This window comes from Marinomonas mediterranea MMB-1 (genome assembly GCF_000192865.1).
Taxonomy (GTDB): domain Bacteria; phylum Pseudomonadota; class Gammaproteobacteria; order Pseudomonadales; family Marinomonadaceae; genus Marinomonas; species Marinomonas mediterranea.
In genome coordinates this window covers 2388068-2407861 of sequence record NC_015276.1, presented here as the reverse complement: position 1 = coordinate 2407861, position 19794 = coordinate 2388068, and the positions used below count along the sequence as shown (strand labels likewise).

The 19794-nt window shown below is 43.2% G+C and carries 17 protein-coding genes; 3 read left to right on the top strand and 14 right to left on the bottom strand.

Annotated elements, in window-relative coordinates; genetic code table 11:
- Window positions 1-236 precede the first annotated feature (236 nt).
- The 4 genes from MARME_RS11015 to maiA form a co-directional block, all read right to left on the bottom strand.
- Window positions 237-1310, bottom strand: coding sequence for a TRAP transporter substrate-binding protein (locus MARME_RS11015; RefSeq protein WP_013661342.1), 1074 nt, complete (start codon window positions 1308-1310; stop codon window positions 237-239).
- A gap of 258 nt (window positions 1311-1568) precedes the next feature.
- Entirely contained in the window at window positions 1569-2267 is a 699-nt protein-coding gene (locus tag MARME_RS11010) for a fumarylacetoacetate hydrolase family protein (RefSeq protein WP_013661341.1), read from the bottom strand.
- Window positions 2268-2311: 44 nt separating this feature from the next.
- The gene (locus tag MARME_RS11005; protein ID WP_013661340.1) at window positions 2312-3343 is read right to left on the bottom strand and encodes a cupin domain-containing protein; all 1032 of its coding nucleotides are present in this window, start codon (window positions 3341-3343) and stop codon (window positions 2312-2314) included.
- A 38-nt stretch (window positions 3344-3381) separates the two neighbouring features.
- Window positions 3382-4023 (bottom strand): maleylacetoacetate isomerase, encoded by a 642-nt coding sequence (gene maiA, locus MARME_RS11000; RefSeq protein WP_013661339.1) that lies wholly within the window; start codon window positions 4021-4023, stop codon window positions 3382-3384.
- Between the two features lie 427 nt (window positions 4024-4450).
- On the opposite strand from maiA, the gene MARME_RS10995 reads away from it, so the two are divergent.
- Both MARME_RS10995 and MARME_RS10990 read left to right on the top strand, forming a co-directional pair.
- Window positions 4451-5356, top strand: a complete 906-nt coding sequence (locus MARME_RS10995; RefSeq protein ID WP_013661338.1) for a LysR family transcriptional regulator — start codon at window positions 4451-4453, stop codon at window positions 5354-5356.
- An 854-nt stretch (window positions 5357-6210) separates the two neighbouring features.
- Window positions 6211-7488, top strand: coding sequence for an RNA polymerase sigma factor (locus MARME_RS10990; RefSeq protein ID WP_013661337.1), 1278 nt, complete (start codon window positions 6211-6213; stop codon window positions 7486-7488).
- Here MARME_RS10990 and MARME_RS10985 read toward each other — a convergent pair whose 3' ends face one another.
- Both MARME_RS10985 and MARME_RS10980 read right to left on the bottom strand, forming a co-directional pair.
- Window positions 7489-7842 (bottom strand): YciI family protein, encoded by a 354-nt coding sequence (locus MARME_RS10985; RefSeq protein WP_013661336.1) that lies wholly within the window; start codon window positions 7840-7842, stop codon window positions 7489-7491. It abuts the gene before it with no gap.
- 101 nt (window positions 7843-7943) lie between these two features.
- Window positions 7944-8828 carry a LysR family transcriptional regulator gene (locus MARME_RS10980; protein WP_013661335.1) on the bottom strand — a complete coding sequence of 295 codons (885 nt, stop codon included), beginning with the start codon at window positions 8826-8828 and terminating at the stop codon, window positions 7944-7946.
- Window positions 8829-8933: 105 nt separating this feature from the next.
- On the opposite strand from MARME_RS10980, the gene MARME_RS10975 reads away from it, so the two are divergent.
- Window positions 8934-9311, top strand: coding sequence for a DoxX family protein (locus MARME_RS10975; RefSeq protein ID WP_013661334.1), 378 nt, complete (start codon window positions 8934-8936; stop codon window positions 9309-9311).
- A gap of 129 nt (window positions 9312-9440) precedes the next feature.
- Here the strand turns inward: MARME_RS10975 and MARME_RS21470 are convergent, their stop codons facing one another.
- The 8 genes from MARME_RS21470 to gcvT all read right to left on the bottom strand — a co-directional run bounded on the left by MARME_RS21470 (window position 9441) and on the right by gcvT (window position 19764).
- The gene (locus MARME_RS21470) at window positions 9441-10316 is read right to left on the bottom strand and encodes a glycosyltransferase family 2 protein (protein ID WP_013661333.1); all 876 of its coding nucleotides are present in this window, start codon (window positions 10314-10316) and stop codon (window positions 9441-9443) included.
- 90 nt (window positions 10317-10406) lie between these two features.
- The gene (locus MARME_RS10965) at window positions 10407-13580 is read right to left on the bottom strand and encodes an error-prone DNA polymerase (RefSeq protein ID WP_013661332.1); all 3174 of its coding nucleotides are present in this window, start codon (window positions 13578-13580) and stop codon (window positions 10407-10409) included.
- On the bottom strand, window positions 13580-15088 hold the full coding sequence (locus MARME_RS10960; protein ID WP_190273403.1) for a Y-family DNA polymerase: 1509 nt from the start codon (window positions 15086-15088) through the stop codon (window positions 13580-13582). Before MARME_RS10960 ends, MARME_RS10965 begins: the two co-directional genes overlap by 1 nt.
- Window positions 15089-15104: 16 nt before the next feature.
- Complete coding sequence (gene imuA, locus MARME_RS10955) at window positions 15105-15839, bottom strand: translesion DNA synthesis-associated protein ImuA (RefSeq protein ID WP_013661330.1); 735 nt, start codon at window positions 15837-15839, stop codon at window positions 15105-15107.
- A gap of 204 nt (window positions 15840-16043) precedes the next feature.
- Window positions 16044-16769 carry a flagellar brake protein gene (locus MARME_RS10950; protein WP_013661329.1) on the bottom strand — a complete coding sequence of 242 codons (726 nt, stop codon included), beginning with the start codon at window positions 16767-16769 and terminating at the stop codon, window positions 16044-16046.
- A gap of 41 nt (window positions 16770-16810) precedes the next feature.
- A complete protein-coding gene (locus MARME_RS10945; protein ID WP_013661328.1) occupies window positions 16811-17938 on the bottom strand; it encodes a 4-phosphoerythronate dehydrogenase in 1128 nt (375 codons plus the stop codon).
- Entirely contained in the window at window positions 17919-18461 is a 543-nt protein-coding gene (locus MARME_RS10940) for an elongation factor P hydroxylase (protein ID WP_013661327.1), read from the bottom strand. Before MARME_RS10940 ends, MARME_RS10945 begins: the two co-directional genes overlap by 20 nt.
- 208 nt (window positions 18462-18669) lie before the next feature.
- Window positions 18670-19764: a glycine cleavage system aminomethyltransferase GcvT gene (gene gcvT, locus MARME_RS10935; protein ID WP_013661326.1), complete on the bottom strand. Its 1095-nt coding sequence runs from the start codon at window positions 19762-19764 to the stop codon at window positions 18670-18672.
- Window positions 19765-19794 lie beyond the last annotated feature (30 nt).

The window sequence follows — 19794 nt, the reverse complement described above, 5'->3', positions numbered from 1 at the left end:
AATTGCGGACAAATAACACTGATATTCCCACACCCATTTCCTGTGAAGAGTGACGATAGGAGGTCACTTCATTAGGCTAGAATTAAGCTCAATGGGCGTCAGCCTTGTTAGAAAACGCAGAAGTTAGGTCATTAGAGAAGGAGATATACCGTCTCTAATGACCACTCTTGAACTTATTTGTTGTTTACTAGCGGTTAACTAGGCCGTTAATGGAAATGGAAACAGTGATTTGAAAACTAAAGATCTAAAGGAAGATACGCGAGTTTACGCCACGCTTTATATTCTGCTCTAAAGCTCTGTTGAGAATCGTAGATTTTTTTAAAATCTTCGTCTTCTGCAGAAAGCTCTGACATGACTTGATTCGTGATGTTCTTCAGGCCGGTAAGCATTTCAGTATTCAGCGTCTGAGTTTTTATGCCTTTTTCTTGTAACTCATTGAGGACTTTACCTTGGATCGCTTCGCCGTGAGTTAGCGCGCGGAACGTACTTGCAGTGCAAGCCATATCAATGGTCGCTTTGGTGGAACTAGCAAGGTCATCCCAAACATCTTTGTTAATGACTAAATGGGAGGCTGTGAAGGTTTGATGCCAACCGGGGAAATAGTTGTTTTTCGCAACTTTATCGAACCCCATGATCTTATCTATCGCAGGCATAGAAAATTCCGTTGCATCGATCGCGCCTTTTTCAAGCGCAGGGAAAATTTCGCCGCTTGGCAGAACGGTAACGGACGCGCCTGCTTTTTGAAGGACTTTACCCCCTAAACCCGCAAAGCGAATTTTAAGACCGTGAAGGTCTTCCATGGCATTGACTTCTTTTTTGAACCAACCTGCTGTTTCAGGACCAATGATGCTACATAAGACAGGGTGTACATTGTGTTTGGCGTACAAGTCTTCAGCTAATTTTTTACCTTCACCCTCATACCACCATGCGGAGTATTCCCAGGGTTCCATGCCAAAGGGAACGGCGGATAACAAGGCCGAAGCGGGAATTCTACCTTGATCGTAACCTAGCCAAGCATAGCCAGCATCGAGTTGGTGGTTTCTGACGGCCTCGGTGATGCTAAAAGGAGGAACAATTTTTCCCGGCTCATAGACCTTAAATTGTATTTGGCCGTCTGTCGCGGCTTTGAGTTGTTTAGCAACATGTACGATGGGATCCCCTAACCCGGGGAGGTGCGTTCCAAATACAGCTTGGACTTTCCAACGAATTTTATCTTCAGCAGCGAAAGTGGAGGTGGCAGTGGTAGCGAGAAGTGTTGACACGGTTGCAGCAACACAAGTTTGTTTGACCAACGTTTTTATGTGGAGCATGACTATCTTCCTATAAGTGCCTGAGAATACTCTCAGTTTTATTTTTATTGTCCTACACAAATGTATCCTTTTGATACGATATTTATCATTATGTATATTTTCATCCTAGTCAACCTAGAAAATAGTCTATAGTGATAATAATTATATCGCTATAGCTTACTTGTTTAACTTTAGTCATAATCGCTTTTTTAGTGCTTAAGTAAGAAAGCTCTCTTATTATTTTGGGAGCTTTCTAGTGGCGATGTTTCGGCGGGCTAATTAACGGATAGTGAGCTCTATATCGCCAATCCCTTCGATACTTCCGGTTATTTTGTCTCCAGAAACGACGGGGCCAACACCATCTGGTGTACCAGTGTAAATCAAATCACCGGGTTGTAGATGATAAAATTTAGATAAATCAGCGATGATTTCACGCACATTCCAAATTAACAAATTGATATCCGAAGATTGTTTGGCTTCGCCGTTAACTGCCAATTCAATTTTGCCCTCGTTTAAGACACCTGTTTTACCGATTGGCACAATGGGCGCCAAAATCGCAGACTCTTCAAAGTCTTTCCCCAGATCCCAAGGACGGCCTGTTTCTCTCGCTTTTAACTGGAGATCTCGACGCGTCATGTCCAAACCGCATGCATAGCCGAAAATAATGTTTTCGGCTTTCTCTTCACTGACATTGAAGCCTTCTTCCCCAATAGCGACAACAAATTCCATTTCATAATGGTAGTTGTCTGTTTGGGGTGGATAATCAATGCTTGCACCCGTTGCAACATAAGTACTGGCATCTTTAATAAAGTAAAAAGGGCTTTGCACGCTTTTATCGACTGTTGTGCCCATTTCCGCCGCATGAGCATGGTAATTTCGTCCCACGCAAAAAATACGATGGATGGGAAACAGGCTATCGGAGCCTTCAATAGGAGCCAAAACGGTTTCTTTAGCGGGAAATACGAGTTTATTTGTCATGGTCTTTCCTTTAGTTACTTTTATTAATCGCGGTTTGATAAGGGTCAAAAAATACCGAGGTAACGATGCAGTGGCGCTTCGTCGGCAGTGATAATGAATGCCGGTTCCGTTGCAGAGGTGTTGCTGAGCGTTACCTCGCTGTAACCGGGCGCGCTGAGCGTGTCCTTTTCTGTCCATTTCAAAGCGTCGTTTGAATCCACTTGTAGGGTGCCTTGACCCTCGACAATATGAAAAACACAGGCGGTTGTACGCTTAGGCAACGCTAGAGATTCGTTAGGGCGTAGCATCATGGCACCAAAGCCAATGCTGGGAAATAAGCTGGCTCCGTTTTCTGGGTTGACATAAGCGATGCGGATTGGACGGTCGCTGTAGTGCTGAGCCATTTCTATTAAACAAGCACGAGTTCTTGACCATGGGTAGCGCAGCATCGGCGAATTGGTATTCTCTCTTTTAAAACCCAACTCTGGTACCACGCCTGCGGCGCTGTATTCGGCAAAAGACTTATCCCGTTCCAGTACGTTGGTTTGAGTTTTTCCCTCAATAGCCCAAGAGCCTTCTAGTTGATAAATCAAAGGCAGATCGAGTATGTCTAACCAAATGATCGGGCCATCACCTTCGTGCTGGTGTTCGTGCCACTTTCCGGATGGCGTCAGAATTAAATCACCTCGCTCCATGATGCAAGGTTCGCCATCAACAATGGTCGTTGCGCCTTCGCCTTCGATGATAATGCGCACGGCATTCGGTGTATGGCGATGATTAGGGGCGGTTTCGCCCGGTAATATTAGCTGCAAGCCCATATAAATACTGGGAGTAGCTTGCATGTTAGTCAGCCCGTGTCCTGGATTAGCCAGCACCAATACGCGACGTTCGGCTTTTTCCATCGGCGTTAAATCGCCCGCTTCGATTAAAAGAGGGCGAAGTGCGTCAAACTGCCAATTTAACGTTTGGGTTTTACGGCTCGGAACTTTATGAGGTAATACCGCACGCATATTTGGCCAAAGTGGTACTAGATTTAAGTCGGTTAGTTTATCGCGGTAGGATTGGGGTAAATCCTCAAGAGTACCTAATGATTGCATGGGAAACTCCTTATTATTTATTTTTCTATTTCACAAAATTAAGCGATGAAATCGGGTTGTTGGTTGGGCGCGGCTTGCTGAAAAACCGTGTTTTTTTTGCAGTGCTCATAAATGCTTAAGACTTTCGTAAAAGACGACAAATCACAGCCGAAACGCAGAGCATTGGCCACTTGTGGGACTAAGCAACAATCCGCCAATGTGGCCTGATCGCCAAAACAATAATCACCATAGCCGTATTCGTTTAAACGGCTTTCCAGTGCTTCGAACCCTTCTTGAATCCAGTGTTGATACCACGCCGTTTTTTGTTCATCCGTAACCTCTAGTTGCTGCTTGAGATAGCCTAGGATGCGAAGGTTATTAACCGGATGCATGTCGCTTGCAATCATGTGACAGATTTCTAAAACCCTTGCCCGTTCTAATGTGTCTTTAGGCAGTAACGGCGAGTCAGGGTAGGTGAGTTCTAAATAGTCCAAAATAGCCATGGATTGTGTGAGTGTTTGGCCGTCATCCGTAATCAGCACAGGGACGCCCTTTGCTGGATTGAGTTTTATATGGCTCTCGGTTGCTTGCTCACCAATACGAATGTTGACGCCGTGATGTTCATAGCTTAGTCCTTTTAAGGCGAGTGCAATTCGCACTCGGTAGGAAGTTGAACTGTTAAAAAAGTTATATAACTGCATGGTTTTTCCCCAATCATGGTTCGTTTGAAATCGCTAGGTTGCGTAATTTCTGCTTCAAACTCGACATAACACCAATGGCTCTTGTAAAAGAGTTTTTCGAGCTCCTGCTTATGGATCTCTTCATTTGTATAGGCCGAAAAAGGAATCTTACTGGTATCTTCATACTTCCAAATAGGCATCAATGAAATACGATTATCCTGACTCCAATGTGCCGCGAAAAATGGATAAAGTTGGCGCAAGCCCTGTGCCTGTTGCGACACATAACATGGGAATTGTCTGATTGTTCGGTTTCCATCGTCGCTCTTATTTATTATTGTTTGATTAATTAATGCGCAAACCTTCAATGTCATTAACTATATTCGCTGTTAAGATATTCAGACATATAATAACTGTGATACTACTTATTCACATTAATGAGATCTCTATCATGATTCGACTACAAGACATTGATTTAAACTTGTTGGTTGTGTTCCAACTGATGTACCGAGAAAGAAAAACAGGAGCGGTTGCTGAACAGCTTGGGCTCACACAACCAGCTATTAGCAATGCACTTGCTCGCTTACGGCTTGCGCTGCACGATGAACTGTTTGAAAGAACCGCTCGCGGCATGCGCCCAACGCCGTTTGCTGACAGCATTGCCGAATCGGTAAGCTATGCCTTAAGTACCTTGCAGGATGGATTAAATTACCAAGAACGCTTTGATCCTCAATCAAGTGATCGCGTTTTTTGCGTCAACATGACGGATTTAGGTGAGATTCACATGCTACCACGCCTAATGGCTTATCTTGCGGAGCATGCTCCCAACCTTTCTATTAGTACGGTAAGAGATAATGGCCATTCTTTACGGGAGGAGTTAGAAACAGGCAGTGTGGATCTTGCTATTGGCCTGTTGCCGCAATTAGAAGCAGGTTTTTATCAGCGGCGTTTGTTTGATCAAGAGTATGTTTGCTTAGTGCGAGAAGGGCACCCGTTAGCCGAACAAACACTCACCTTAGACAACTTTTCCAAATCCGAACATATCATTATAGAAGCGCAAGATACTGGTCACGGTAGAGTAGAAAAACAACTGGCGAAAAGTGGCATTTTACGAGTAAGTAAATTAAAACTGCCACATTTTATCTCCGCACCTTACATTATCGCCCACACAGATCTTGTCGCCACTGTGACTGAGAAGTTAGCGTTGCAAATGGCAAACAGCCTAGATTTAGTGATAAAGCCGCACCCCGTTGATATTCCTGCCGCACAAATCAACATGTTTTGGCATCGCCGATTTCATCAGGATTCAGGAAATGTGTGGCTGCGCAATGTATTTTTTGAACTGTTCTCGGAATAGTGAGCGTGGAATCATACGAGTTATTTAAAATCGGCTTAGTGCATTAGTTCGTCATTACCTAACTGCTGCTGTTCGATACGTGCCGCCTTGATCGATAACACGCATGACGGCGTTTTTTACATTCGACAAAGTACCGTTAAAACGCAATTGTGAAACATTGCCACGGCTTAACAAGCGTACAGGGTCGTTTAGAAATTGCTGATATTGGCGTCAGTCCATTTGTTTGGCTGTAGGGGCTAAGTATCAACAAAAAGAAGGGAGGCTGGACGATACGCTCGTACGAAGAACGACATTGGTTTTTCGTAAGGGTGGCTTCTTTGTACTTTGTCTGCCTTGCTTGTTGGCCTGAGCAAACATCAAAAGCATTCTAGAAAAATTTAATGAGTTTGACTTAGCGGGTTAAGTAAGCACTGGATTTGAGTGAATTGAAAAAGATGGTTAGAACGCCTAAAGGAAGGCCACGTAATTCCATACACTATTTCCGATAAATGTGATTATCGGAAATAATATAATGTCCGTAAATTCGGTCTCTTTTAGTGTATTGCCTTGTTTATACGGCTTTCGAACGTTACTCGTTTCTATTGTTTTGGCTATGAATAAATTTATTTGGAAATAAGACATTTACTGTACGTAATGTTTGAGGCTTACGATACACCAGTTTCATCCTTGTGAGCCGTCCTCGCGACAATACTCGATTCAATATTTTCATTCTTAGTAATGCTTACTTCGCAGACTGTTTTCCGCTCTTGTTTTTCGGCTGCTGGTTAACAGTCTGCACAATTCGCTTATGCCTTTCACTGTAAATCCTTTATGATTAACGTTCGCTATTTAAATGTTTCATATGAGGCTTGCGTGTGTCTGTTAGTCAGTTCACCGTTCAAAATACGCTTGATACCTTATATCGCCAAGAATCACCTAAGATGTTGGCGTCGTTGCTGCGTATCTTTGGCCACCATAATATTGACCTTGCTGAAGACATGCTTCAGGAATCGTTCCATACGGCGCTAACAACCTGGTCAAGTACCGAGCTGCCTGATAATCCTACCGCGTGGTTGATTCAAACGGCTCGAAATCGAGCTATTGACGTGATTCGTACTCAAAAAAATCGCCTAAGGTTGTCGGAACAATACGCTGAGTTACTTGAAAGTGAATGGACAGCAGCTTTATCGGTGGATGAAGCGTTTCAAACACCTTATGTCGAGGATGAGCAGTTACGTATGGTGTTTTTGTGCTGTATGACAGACATTAAACTGCAAAATTTGCTCCCATTTATCTTAAAGTCTCTTTGTGGGTTTAATGTCATTGCAATCGCTAAAGCGCTTATATTACCCGAAGAAACAGTTAAAAAACGCTTATCCCGTACTAAGGAACAGTTTAAGAAAATGCCTTGGTCGTTACCTGAAAATGAGCAATATGAATCGGTTGTTGAGCGTGTTCATTTAGTTCTATATCTGCTATTCAACGAAGGGCTTCACTGTTCAGATACAAAATCGCCCATTAGGAAAGAGTTGTGTCAGGATGCGATCGCCCTCCTCAAATTGCTCGTTGAGCACCCTCACCTTGGCAATAAAGAAACAATATCTCTGTATGCCTTGATGCACTTTCATATTGCGAGAATTGAGGCTCGATTAGACGATAATAATGAACTAATCCCGCTTAACAAACAGGATAGAAAACGTTGGAATCAGGGCTACATTAATGCTGGAACTTTTCTACTCAATACGGTTTCTGAGTGGACAGACTCTCACGTAGGACGTTTTCAATTAGAAGCCTTCATTGCTCTTGAGCATTGCAGAGCGGATACGTTTGAAGCGACGGACTGGCGGAAGATCGTCCATTGGTATCAGTGTTTAGTGGCCTTAACCAAGTCTGACATCGCAAAAATAAACTTGGCGGTGGCACTCGGTTATGCTGGCTTTTCTGAACAGGCTATTCAGATTGTGGCGGAGTTAGGTGTATCGTCTGCCTTATTGTCTAAGTCTCATATGGTTGATTCAACGCTAGCACATTTGTATGCGATGAGTGGTCAGAAAGAAAAGGCCCTTGCACATGCAAAGGCCTCTTGTGAGAAAGGCGGAACGCTGACAGAGCAGGCACTGATGCTTCAGCAGATTGAAGACCTTCTTGCCTGACTAGACGTTCATTTCCATGATTTCTCTCACCTCAACAGTGCAGCCTGGGTGACTAAAAATCGGACATGTTTTGGTAATTTCGACCGCTTCGTCATAGTTGTTTGCTTTGACAATTGAATAGCCGGAGACAAGTTCTTTAAATTCAGCTGCGGCAATATCGGTAACAACGCCTTCAGCCGTTACACGTTTTCCACCGTAATTAAGTGGATCACCGCCGCTAACCAGCTGATCTTTTGATTGTAGGTTTTCCATCCATTGGGTCCATGCTTGCATGGCCGCTGCCATTTCTTCTGGTGTTGTTTTTGCCGCCCATTCTGGATCGCCACCTAAATAGATCAACATATAGTTACTCATAATACATTCCTCATTAAACGTTGTTAAACACTCAGCTAACTGGCTAAGCTGTCTATTAGACGAGTGAGTATTTTGATAAGGGACACTTTGCCTTAAAAAATTTACGTTTTTTTAAAGCTATTCCATAGCTCTGTCGCAACAGGGCCTAATAATTTGTCATTTCGTTTTATGAGCTTGTAGTCAAACTCGATGCGACTTGCGTAATCATTTAGTTCTATCTCAAGGAGTTCGCCTGATTTCAATAAGTCCTTTACGAAATGCTCAGGAAGACGCCCCCAACCCATGCCAGATTGAATCAATGAAAGCTTAGTTGCAAAGTTGTTTACATACCAATAGCGTTGCGCACTTTGTACTCCGACATTGACGCCTGTTGTCATAGAGCCAGAATCCTGTACTACAACTTGGTAGGTGTCTATGAGCTGTTTTACACTCGTTAACGATTCGAACTTGTTGACCAATTTGGAAGCTGCCACATTGATTAAGGCACCTTTGCTCACGTGTAGGAATTCCAACTCACCATTTTTTTTAAATTCTGCTTGAATCGGGGTAATCGCCAGATCCACTTCACCTTTATGGATTTGTTCTACAGGGCCTGAGAGGTACTCTTGCTTTATGACTATTTGAGTGGATTTATGACGTTGTTGCAGTGGTTCAAGTTTTGAAAAAATAGTCTCTAACTCAAATGACGCTTCGATCGCGAGAGAGATTCGCTCTTCCTTTCCTGATGCATAGTTGTGTGCTGTCTGAATAAATTCTTGGTGTAATTCGATCACTTTTTTGGCTTTTTGATAAAGAATGTTGCCCTGATTCGTCAGGCTTAGCCGATAACCTTCTCGATTAAATAGCGATACGTTTAACACTGACTCAAGTTGCTTAATCGCTGTCGTTAACGCAGGCTGTGTCTTTGAGACTTTCTCTGCGGCATGGCTCAAAGATCGACTTTCAGCAATGGCTATGAGGATTTTTAGCTGATCTATTGTGGCCACTTAATAATCTCTTTTTATGTAGTTTATAAAAATATATCAATATTTTTAATTGTATTTTAGAGACACAATTTAGCCAATAAATATTGATTATACGAGAGACGATTTATGAGTATTGCAAAGAAAATTAAAAATTGGTTACCTGTTGTTTTGTTGGCGTTGCCTATGATTGCCATCGGTGGCGCTAAATTGGCGGGTGTCCCTGAACTTCACCAAAGTTTTGAAATGATGGGATTGCCTAGTTGGTTTGGTTACTTTATCGGTGCGGCAGAGCTTACGGCAGGCATTGGATTATTTGTTCCACGTTGGAGTGCGCTTGCTGCATCTGGACTGTTTCCTATTTTGCTCGGAGCGATCTATTTCCACCTGACTTACGGCGTACCGTCTGCGGCACCGGCTGCTGTGTTTGTTGTTCTTGCTGTCTTGGTTGTTTTCATGCGTCGCAAGCAAGCAATTTGGTTTCCTGGCGTTGCTAGTCACGGATAACTAGTCACGGTTAATAATCCGTACTTAGATAATATATGTGCTTGAATAATATAGGTGCTTGAATAATATAGGTGCACAGATAATCAGTGCCCATCGCCTACTTTTATAGGTTTAAGATGGGCATTGATGCTAAGCGTTAATGACGCTTTTTCGGAAGGTTTGAAAGTCTAATTCTGGCGTATGAAGGCGTGCTTTTTCATACATTTTGTTGAGCTGTATTTTTTGCTTAATCAGTTGAATAACTTGGTGGTGAGCATGCTCACTTTCGAATCCGAATCCGTCCTCTTCAAGCCTAAGCAGTGTATATTCATAGGCCTCCTGAAAAACACTTCCAACGTTTGTGCCGTGACACATGGACTCATCGTGTACTCGGTACTCATGCAGTGCTTCGTTATGAAAGGCTGCCCAACCCGCTTTTTCAACCGCTCTCATATTAAACAGAGTATCGCCGCCGCGAGAGACATTCTCCCAATTGTGTGTGGCAATGCTCTTATGAAACAACATCAAGAGTGGCGTGTCTGTTTGAAAGAAATCAGGCAATGTGATTTTACCGCCTAACGTTGTGTCGTTTATATCTGCGCGCTCTTTAATGTAACTAACATCGAACGCGGTATCGATATGCTGCTCATTTTGATCGTTGACGACATTGACATTGTCGAGTGCCACTCCTGTCTGGTCAGCCGCTTTCAGTAAGGTTGCTAATCGTTGAGGGTAATAAAGGTCGTCAGCATCTAAAGGTGCAATCCAGTCGCCATTGGCTATTTTTTTAGCCGTATTGCGAGCGATGTTCGGGCCGCTTTTGGCCTTTCCGGTAAACACGAATTTAAGGCGCTCATCTTTAATGCCTTGTTGCTTGAGCCAACTGAGGTAATCGAAGCCGTCGTCTGATGCGATGATGCATTCCCAGTTTTCGTGACTTTGACCGAGCAGCGATTGAACAGCTCTGACCAATGTTTTTTGCCCTTTGTAGACAGGGGTGATGACTGAGACGAGTGAGTTTTGCATAATTCAGATATCCTTACTTCATTATCCAAACCTATTTTGCCACGACTGTGTTTCTTTTACGTTATTCGCTTTTAAAAAATAATTTGTATTTTAGTGAAAGTTTCGCGACTTGATGGAAAGTGTTTCCCATAGATGAGTTCTATCTATTAGCCGTCCGGCAATCACATGGACGACTTTTCCTTCTTTCTCCAATACACCGTGCACTTCTAAAATCGTTGCACCTAAAAAGGCCTTCTTTTGAACGCTGGCGGTTGCTTGCCAGACCACGACATTCGTATTACCAAACTCATCTTCGAGTGTAATGAAGGTAACACCTGATGCGGTGCCGGGCCGTTGTCGTCCGGTGACAAGACCGGATACGCGAATCAACTGTTGATGCGTTCCCTGTTCAAGCTCATTACTCGGTGTGCACTTATAACATGCGCCTTGCTCTCGGAGAAAGCGCATTGGATGTTTACCCAAGCTGACGCCCATGCTTTTTAAGTCTTCTAGTGTGTCTATCTGCTCAGAAGGCGTTGGGAGTGCGATTTTGGTTTCGTTATTTAGCTCTAAGTTCAGTTCTGTTTCTTGTTGGTGACCGAGAATGTCCCATCTAGCCTGAAAGCGGTTACCTGAAAGCACTGAAAATGCGCCACTTGATGCCAAGGCTTCTTTGTCTCTTTTGTTTGGTTTAACTCGATTAAGGAACTCTTCAAGTGACGTGAAAGGTGTATTTCCTCTTTTTTGAGTTAAACGGACACTGCCTTCATGGGACATGCCTTTGACTAATCGAAAACCTAAACGGATCGCAAATTGCTTATCTTGTTGATTTTGTTGTTCAGACTCACTCAAGCGCTCTAAGGTATGGTCCCATTCACTGTGCTGGACACAAACCGGCTTTACGATAACGCCATTTCGTTGCGCGTCTTGAATCAGTTGGTAAGGTGTATAAAAACCCATAGGCTGACTATTCAGTAATGAACAGCAAAACACTGTGGGATAATAATGCTTTAACCAAGAAGAAAAGTAGACAAGGATAGCAAAGCTTGCGGCATGGGATTCAGGAAAGCCGTATTCGCCAAAGCCTTGGATCTGCATGCATAATTGATCGGCAAAGACTTCGTCGTATCCTCGTTCTAACATGCCTTGTTTTAATTTATCTTGAAAAGGCTTTAGACGCCCTGTACGTTTCCAAGCCGCCATCGCTCTCCTTAATTGATCCGCCTCTCCTGCGCTGAAACTAGCAGCCACCATGGCGAGTTTAATGACCTGTTCCTGAAAAATAGGCACGCCTAAGGTTCTATTTAATACGCTTTTGATTTCAGCACTTGGATAGTTAATCGCTTGCGTTCCAGCTCTGCGTTGAAGGTATGGGTGCACCATGCCGCCTTGAATTGGTCCAGGTCTAACGATTGCGACTTGGATAACAAGATCATAAAAACAGTTAGGCTTTAGCCGAGGCAACATATTGATTTGAGCGCGTGACTCAATCTGAAAGACACCAATGCTTTCCCCTTTTTGCAACATGTCATATACCTTGTGATCTTCTCTTGGGATGCTTTGTAGGGTAAAAGGTGCTCCTTTTATTTTGCTGATCAAGTTCAATGATTTTTTAATGGCCGTCAGCATACCGAGTGCTAGCACATCGACTTTAAGCAGCCCCAGTGATTCTAGGTCGTCTTTGTCCCATTGGATAATAGTACGACCTTCCATACTGGCATTTTCGACCGGAACGAGGTGATCGACACGCTCTGCTGCAATTACAAAGCCGCCAACATGCTGTGATAAATGACGAGGAAAACCGAGAATCTCTTCAACCAGTTTTAGAAAGAGTTGAAATTGGTAAGAAGGCTTTGCGTTACCATAGTCTGACAGTTGCTTTAGCCAAGGTGTGGCCTTATCTCTTCGATCAAGTTTCTTGATGAGCTTGCTCAAAAAGTGTTCTTCATACCCTAGTGCCTTACCTACGTCTCTGATCGCGCTCTTTGCGCGATAGGTTATAACCGTTGCCGCTAACGCTGCACGCTCTCGACCATACCGTTGGTAAAGGTATTGTATTACTTCTTCTCTTCGTTCATGCTCGAAGTCCACGTCAATATCAGGAGGTTCATGCCTTTCTTTTGAAATAAAGCGCTCAAATAGAAGGTCTGTATTAGCGGGATTTACTTCCGTTATCCCTAGGCAATAACAAACGGCCGAGTTTGCAGCAGATCCTCTCCCTTGACAAAGTATGTTGCGCTTTCGGGCGAATTTAACGATGTCCCAAACCGTCAGAAAATAATGCTCAAACTTTAGCTCTTTAATGATGCTCAGTTCTTTTTCGATTTGCTTCTCAATAGCTTGTGGCACGCAGTCTGAATAGCGTCGATGCAGTCCTTCATAGGTAAGTTGCTTTAAATAGCCTGAAGGCGTTGTACCTTCAGGGACCAAGTCTTTCGGATAGTCGTACTTCAATTCATCCAGTGAGAAATGACAGCGTTCCAGTATTGTAAGACTTTCTTCTAACTCTTGATCACTGTAAAGCTTACGAAGCTTTTTGGGTGAACGGAGATGTGTTTCTGCATTAGGCGCTTGCCTCCCATTGAGCTTGTTCACTGAGGCGTGAAGCCGAATGGCGGTCATGACATCTCGTAAGGGCTGGCGACTGGGTTCGTGCATATCAACACTGCTTACAGCGGTTACGGGCAAGCGCAGCATACTGAATAAACGATAAACCGTCTGTTTTTTTGCCCTGTCTGTGGGGGTCAATAGCTGCTGTAACCCCAGCCATACGTTATTAGGGTAGCAATCACTTATCTTCTTAATGTTAGAAGTGATTGAAGAGAAGCTTTGTTCCAGAGTGTTGTCTGTAATGACGATAATGAATAAACAACCTTGCAGTTCTGATAGGTAGTCTTCTAACTGAAGGTGGTAGTGCCCTTTCTCTGCATTTCTGCGCCCTTTCGTTATGAGCATGCTTAGTTTTCTGTACGCTTCAATTGAAGGCGCTAAAACGATGAGCGAAAAGCCCTTAACTTGAAATGTGCTGCCTATTATTAACGGAATACCATGTTCTTTGCTGGCTTCATGAGCTTTCACGACTCCAGCCAATGAGCATTCATCGGTTATTGCTATGCCAGCATAATTTAACTTTTGAGCACGCTCAACTAGTTCCCAAGGGTGAGATGCACCCTGCTGAAACGTATAACTGGATATGACATGCAGTTCAGCATAGCGAAGTGCTGTTGCTTGATGAGTGACAGTTTGCCTGTTCTCAGGCTGATGGTTTATGCCTTGGTGTTTCATTATCCAAACCACCCATGCAAGTACCAAGCACCTGCATCATCTCTAAACACCCACGCTTTTCGCCCGTCTACCCAATGTGCAATATAATAATCTCTTCTGAATGTGTATTCGGTGCTTGTCTCACACCACCATGCACTGCTGATTCTTTCTGGTCCTTCTAGTATGTTAAACTGTCGAGGAGAGATCCTTTCAGGGTGGTGAATTTGCCAAGTTGGGCGCTGAGCTAATTCTCTGGTATCTATCTGCTTTTCTGTATTCTTGCCTTCTTGTTCTTCACCTATTTTACTTTTCTGCTTTCTTTGTTTGTCGTTCTTTTGGTTTTCATTGTTGCAGATAGAAATAGGTTGAAAACACATAGCTTGTTCAGGTAAGTGATCATTCGTTAGTGTTGCAGCTTGAATCGACTGATTACCTAAGCGTGCTTGTAGACGACTGAGAAACAGGTTTTGATCCCTTGTTTGCTGTTTTGTGTCGTTAAACAAATCCCCTGACTCTTCTTCAGACTGCTCCATTTTTACGATGTCGATACGCATCGATCGAATGGGGGCTTGAAGGCTCAAACGATTTAATTTGAGTTCAGTCAGCTCCAGCCATAATTGAGCATCATCACTGCCTAGGTCATGTTGAACCCGTATGATAGGTTGCCGTTCTTGCTCAACAGACCAAGCTAACGTCAATGAAACATCAAAGGCATACATCACCTTTCGTCGATTCTTTAGAAATAAGCACATTGATTGAATGATGGGTCTTAACGGAAACAGTAAGCCAAGGCTGTTTTCAATTTCGTATTCAAATATTCGTTCACGAGTAAACATTTCCGGGGCTTGATAAGGCGTGTAAGATTCTTTAATAAACCCCAACGCGTGACCAAATTGAGTGTATAAGCCGACTCCTAGATGGCGTCTAAGTAAGGCTGTAGGCAGTCGGTATAGGCTGGTTAAGGAATCAAAGCCCATGCCTTGTAGTCTCTGTATGTGCTCAGGGGACCAATCAAGTCTGTCTATTGGTATGTCTTTAATCCAGTCATCTTCATTGAGCGTTTGCCAATTAGGTGACGGTCGTAATGGCTGTTCAGAGAGTGCCCGCCAAAGTGCAAGTTTTCCTGATTTAGCAAAGCCAACTTGATAGGAGTCAGAGAACATTCTGAGCGCCATATGTGCTTTTTGCGCTATTACTGTTTCATTACCGAAGTAACGCAACATGCTGGCGACTTCGATCAATATCGCTTGTGGTGGACTGATACTCACGGTTGCAGAGAACTGGTTTAGACAAAGTGCTAAAGCTTCCAACTGTTCTGATTCTGCTTGAGGGTCAGCTTCTCGTAATTGCAGCTCTGAATCAAAACTATAAGCAAGAGACAAAGACATTCCTTCTTTTAAGCCTTTGCTTTGTGCTTGTTGATTGCATAGAAGGAGTTTTTGCGTCTGTTGACTGATAAGTGCAACAGGTTCGCTGCCCTTATCAATGCCCAATGCTTCAAGTGATAGTTGAGGAAAATAGAAAGCCATCCACATAATACTGCGCTCATATTGCTGAAAGCGTTAATAGTGAGTCCGAGCCCATGTTTGACGAAGGCGTTGTCGTGTTAGGTTGGGGAAGTCGTCTATAATACGTGTGCATTTCAATCGAAATTGTGTCTGTTTCCCACCCCCCTCTTCGTTTCAAAAAGCAAATATCTACGCCGTTTTCGTTTGGCTTCATGTGCATTCGATAGGGAAAAAGCGTCGACTGATTCATTGCTTTTTCAGAGCGAAACGAAACGCCTAATGTATTGCTGTCTTTTGCCGCGAGTTGTAGTTTTCTGGTGCTTGTCGTGTCTGCCTTTATCGGACTCCACATTAGAACAGCGCAACAGAGTCCAGACTTGAGACATTGATACTGTGCCCATAAAGTGTCTTTCTTGTTTGGCGTGTTGATTAACCATAACTGTTGAGACGCAACACCTCGCAGTTCCAACAGCTTCGCGTTTGGGATAAAAGGAGGGTTTATAAAAGCGACTTTCTTACTTTTACTTGCCTGTTTAAGCCAAGGTGTCAATAAGCTTAATTCTCCAATACCTGGTTGAGGGGTTAGAATTTCCATGACGTCCCCAGAGGGCCACCCTTTTGAACCTAATAAAGCGTCAAGTTGCTTGAAGCCAGTGCTACTGCGCTCCGCGTTATCATGCTCTACGCTGTTCTGTAAGGTTTTAGAGGTAGGGTTATCTCCGTGCCAAATCAATCCTTGCTTAGAGAGTAAGTTTAAAGATGGGGAAAGCATATAAATACCACAATACTGTATATTTATACAGTATTGTGGATTATCTAAAAGAGTTCAAGTAATTTTGAGATGCAGTCGAAGAAATGAATCTCGTCATTCAGTCAGTGTGGTGACCATCGTTCTAAAAAAGTAAGTGATGAAAGGTCTTTGAAGTGGAAGTAAAAGTGAAGAGATATGAAGGGATATGAAGAGAAAAGAGCGTTATTAACGCCCTTTTTCTCTTTGTTGTTCTAATATGTGGGCAATCAAAGGGACTCCCGTCTCTTTCGGTAGGTCGTTGAACTTAATACCGTATACATAGAGATATTCGACCCCCATTCGAGCTAAAAATGCATTGTCTGTTAATGTGGATTGTAGCTTTTCAATATGTTCGATTTCTTGGGATCGGAGCTCACATAGAATCTTCAAGTAGAAATCATAACCTGAGATTTTTAGGCGTAATGATAGGTTCATCTTTTGGTTAACTGACCCAAAATCCTCTTTTGAAAGCAGTTTAGCACCGCCCGCACTCAGATCCACAATAATGCCGGTTGCAGGGGCAAAAATACTGTCAGGATCATTGGCAATCGGATCAAGACTGCAAATTGCTCGCGTTTCTATGCGCGCAGCCTGACGTACAACGGAGGTTTCTACGTAATCGGGGTAGGCTATGTGCAAATGAGCGGCAGGATCAAGGTAGCTTTTTGCGACTTTACTTGAGAAAGCACACACAGAAGTATCTAACATCAGTCGAACATTGACCACTTGGCTTTCTCGTACCAAGATGTTCTTGCCGTTAACTTTGGGCGTTGAAAGAATAAGGGAGCGCCCCGGAAGCCGTCCGACGACTTGAACGGTGTGGCGTCCAGGTGGTGAAATAAACTCTAACTGTACCAATGTCCCCATTGGTACATCTATTTCACTAAAACTGGTCTGGACTACTTCAGCCATTTAGGCATTACCTCACCTTGTTCTTATTTAATTTAAGTATGTCATGTATTTAAGTGCTTAAAGCCAATAGCATTTAACTCGTCTTGGTATGAGGTTTGAGTCGCGATACATGTGTTGAATTCATCTCTTTCAACATAATGCTTACGAAGCCAATCAAACGTTTCAAATGACGGCGCATTTCTGTATTTCCGTCTTAGTCGAGTGTCATCTCTTGAAATATCATAAATAGCTAGAACAGCTCTTGCGATCGCTTCATGCAAGTTAGCGTCCTTATTTAAGGACATTTCGGTAATGTTACCTTGGCTGATAGCTTTGGAATAGTCTAATTTAGGGTTAAGATTCAAAAACTTACAAAGTGCCAGATAAACCATCCATGTCCCTTTTTCTCTTCCCTGTTTACTATAGCCAGCTATATGAGGAGTTGCGAGATCCACTTTGTCTAGAAGAGCGGTGTTTATATGAGGTTCACTTTTCCAAACATCCCAAACCAGATTAAGCTTCCCTCCTAGTTCATCATGACGAATAAGTAAGCTATCCTCGCACACCACACCACCTCGCCCTGCTGAAATAAGGGTGGTATTCGGTTTGAGCTTTTGTAATTGCTCTTTACCAAGCATTTTATAAGTTGGATGTAAGCCTGTTTTAGTTAATGGCGCATGTAAACAAATAATGTCGCAATTTAGCACTTCATCGAGTGATACAAGTCGAACAGAATCACTTTCTACGAACGGATCGTAGGCAACCACATCGCAACCAAGCGCACTAAAGCGTTGATATACTGTTTTTCCAACATTGCCATGGCCAATAATACCAATACGCTTGTTGAGCCACTCCAGCTTCTTATTCAAATAAAGGTGCGATAACGCACTGAAAACATAATCCGCCACAGCATCGGCGTTGCAGCCTGGCGCGCTAGAAAAACAAATATCGTTTTCTGAAAGATACTCAAGATCAATATGATCCGTGCCTATTGTGGCGCTACCAACAAATTTGATATTGCTGTTTTCTAACAATGTTGCCGTTACTTTGGTAACAGAGCGTACTAGTAGAATGTCGGCGTCTTTTATTTGTTCGCTTGATAGTGAACGTCCGGGAGTGAGAGAAACCTCTCCAATAGATGAGAAAAGAGTGGAAACATTGGGCATGTTCTCATCGGCAATGATTTTCATAGCATTCCTGTAAATGTTGGCTAAGTGTCAAAGTGGTATTAGGGAAGCGTAAGCTATAAAGTGCGGATGCAAAACATAGAACGCGTTCAGGTATATTAGGTAAGAGAGAAAACACTTTCTCCAACACACGGTTTTGAAAAGGCGTACTGTCATAGTCTGGCAGCGCTAGGTTATCGGCACTAACACGAAACGCCCTTCCTAATGACCATTGAAAGAGGCATTCATACGCTTGCGGTAAGACTTCTACATCTTCAAATATCTTTTGCTGCGAAAGGCTGCGTGAATCAGGCTCGTACCAGTAACCGAAATCGTCGTGTTGTCTTCTTTCTGTTCCAGCAACACACCAATGTGCCGTTTCATGTAGCGCACTTGATATATAATCATGTCGATACTCGATACGCGCGGGTTGGCTGTTCACTGACGCTCGGTAAAAAGGTTCTTCAGCGTCCCCCATTAAGACAGTATTAAATTTTTCAAAGAAACATGTATGGAAGACGGACTCTATATCACGCGAAACAAGCACTGGTGACCTTATTGGCTATCGAAGGGTTATTTGATTGCATTAAAGAAGAATTATTGCATAGATACAGCAAAGCATCCAACAGACGTCATCTAATTTGAATTAAAGTGTCTCAATTTGAATTTGAGAAGGAATGACAGGCTCGTGCTACGGTGAAGTTCTAAAGAGCTCCATTGCAACATGAGCCTGTATCGTTTGATCTTTTGCTATTTTAGCCGCGATAAAAACGAGCAGGCACAAAAGGCATTTTCGTTTGAGTCAATGGAAGTTGCTTGCCACGTACCAATGCAAATAAAGGCGTGTTGAGATCAGCAGTATTAACATAAGCCATAACAATAGGCTGGCCTAATGACGGAGCAAAGCCACCACTGGTTACCGTTCCTACAGGTTCGTTTGCTTCATTCACAATTTCGACACCTTCGCGAACAGGTGCCTTGCTTTCAACGACAAATCCGACTCTTTTTCGGTCTAAGGTTTGTCCAAATTGCGGTAAAATAACCTCGCTACCGACAAAGCCACCTTCACGCTCGCCACCCGTTCGGCGAACCTTTTGGATCGCCCAATTAAGAGAGGCTTCGATAGGGCTTGTTGTTGTGTCTATGTCATGACCATATAAACAAAGACCCGCCTCTAAACGTAAAGAATCACGAGCACCAAGGCCAATCCATTCCACTTCTTCCATAGAAGTTAGCGCAGATGCTAATAAAATAGCTTGGTTAGCAGGAACAGAGATCTCATAGCCGTCTTCACCTGTATAGCCTGAGCAGCTTACCCATAGTTCGATGCCTTGCCATTCTACTTTTATAGATTGCATAAACACCATGCTCGCAAGTTCAGGAATCAGTGCTTTCGCAGCTTGGCGAGCTTTAGGGCCTTGAAGCGCCAAAAGCGCACGGTCTTCAATTTCTACAACGGAACTGGTTTTAAGCTGCGCTTTTAAATAGGCAATATCTTGCACTTTACAAGCGGCATTAACGACCATGAATACTTGATCGCCCCAATTTGAAAACATCAGGTCATCCGATATTCCACCTTCTGGTGTTGTAAAAAAACTATAACGCTGAGTATTTAGAGATAAGCCTAATACATCGACAGGTAAAATGGATTCTAACTCTTGTTTCGCGTTTTCACCGCTAATAATGACTTGCCCCATGTGAGACACATCAAATAAGCCTGCATTTTCTCGCACCCATAAGTGTTCCTTTTTTACGCCTAATGGGTACTGGACGGGCATTTGATACCCAGCAAATTCAACCATACGGGCTTGAGCGTCAATGTGAGCGTCATATAAGGGAGTGCGTTTCATAAAAACCTCTATGTAGAAAATTTGGATCGT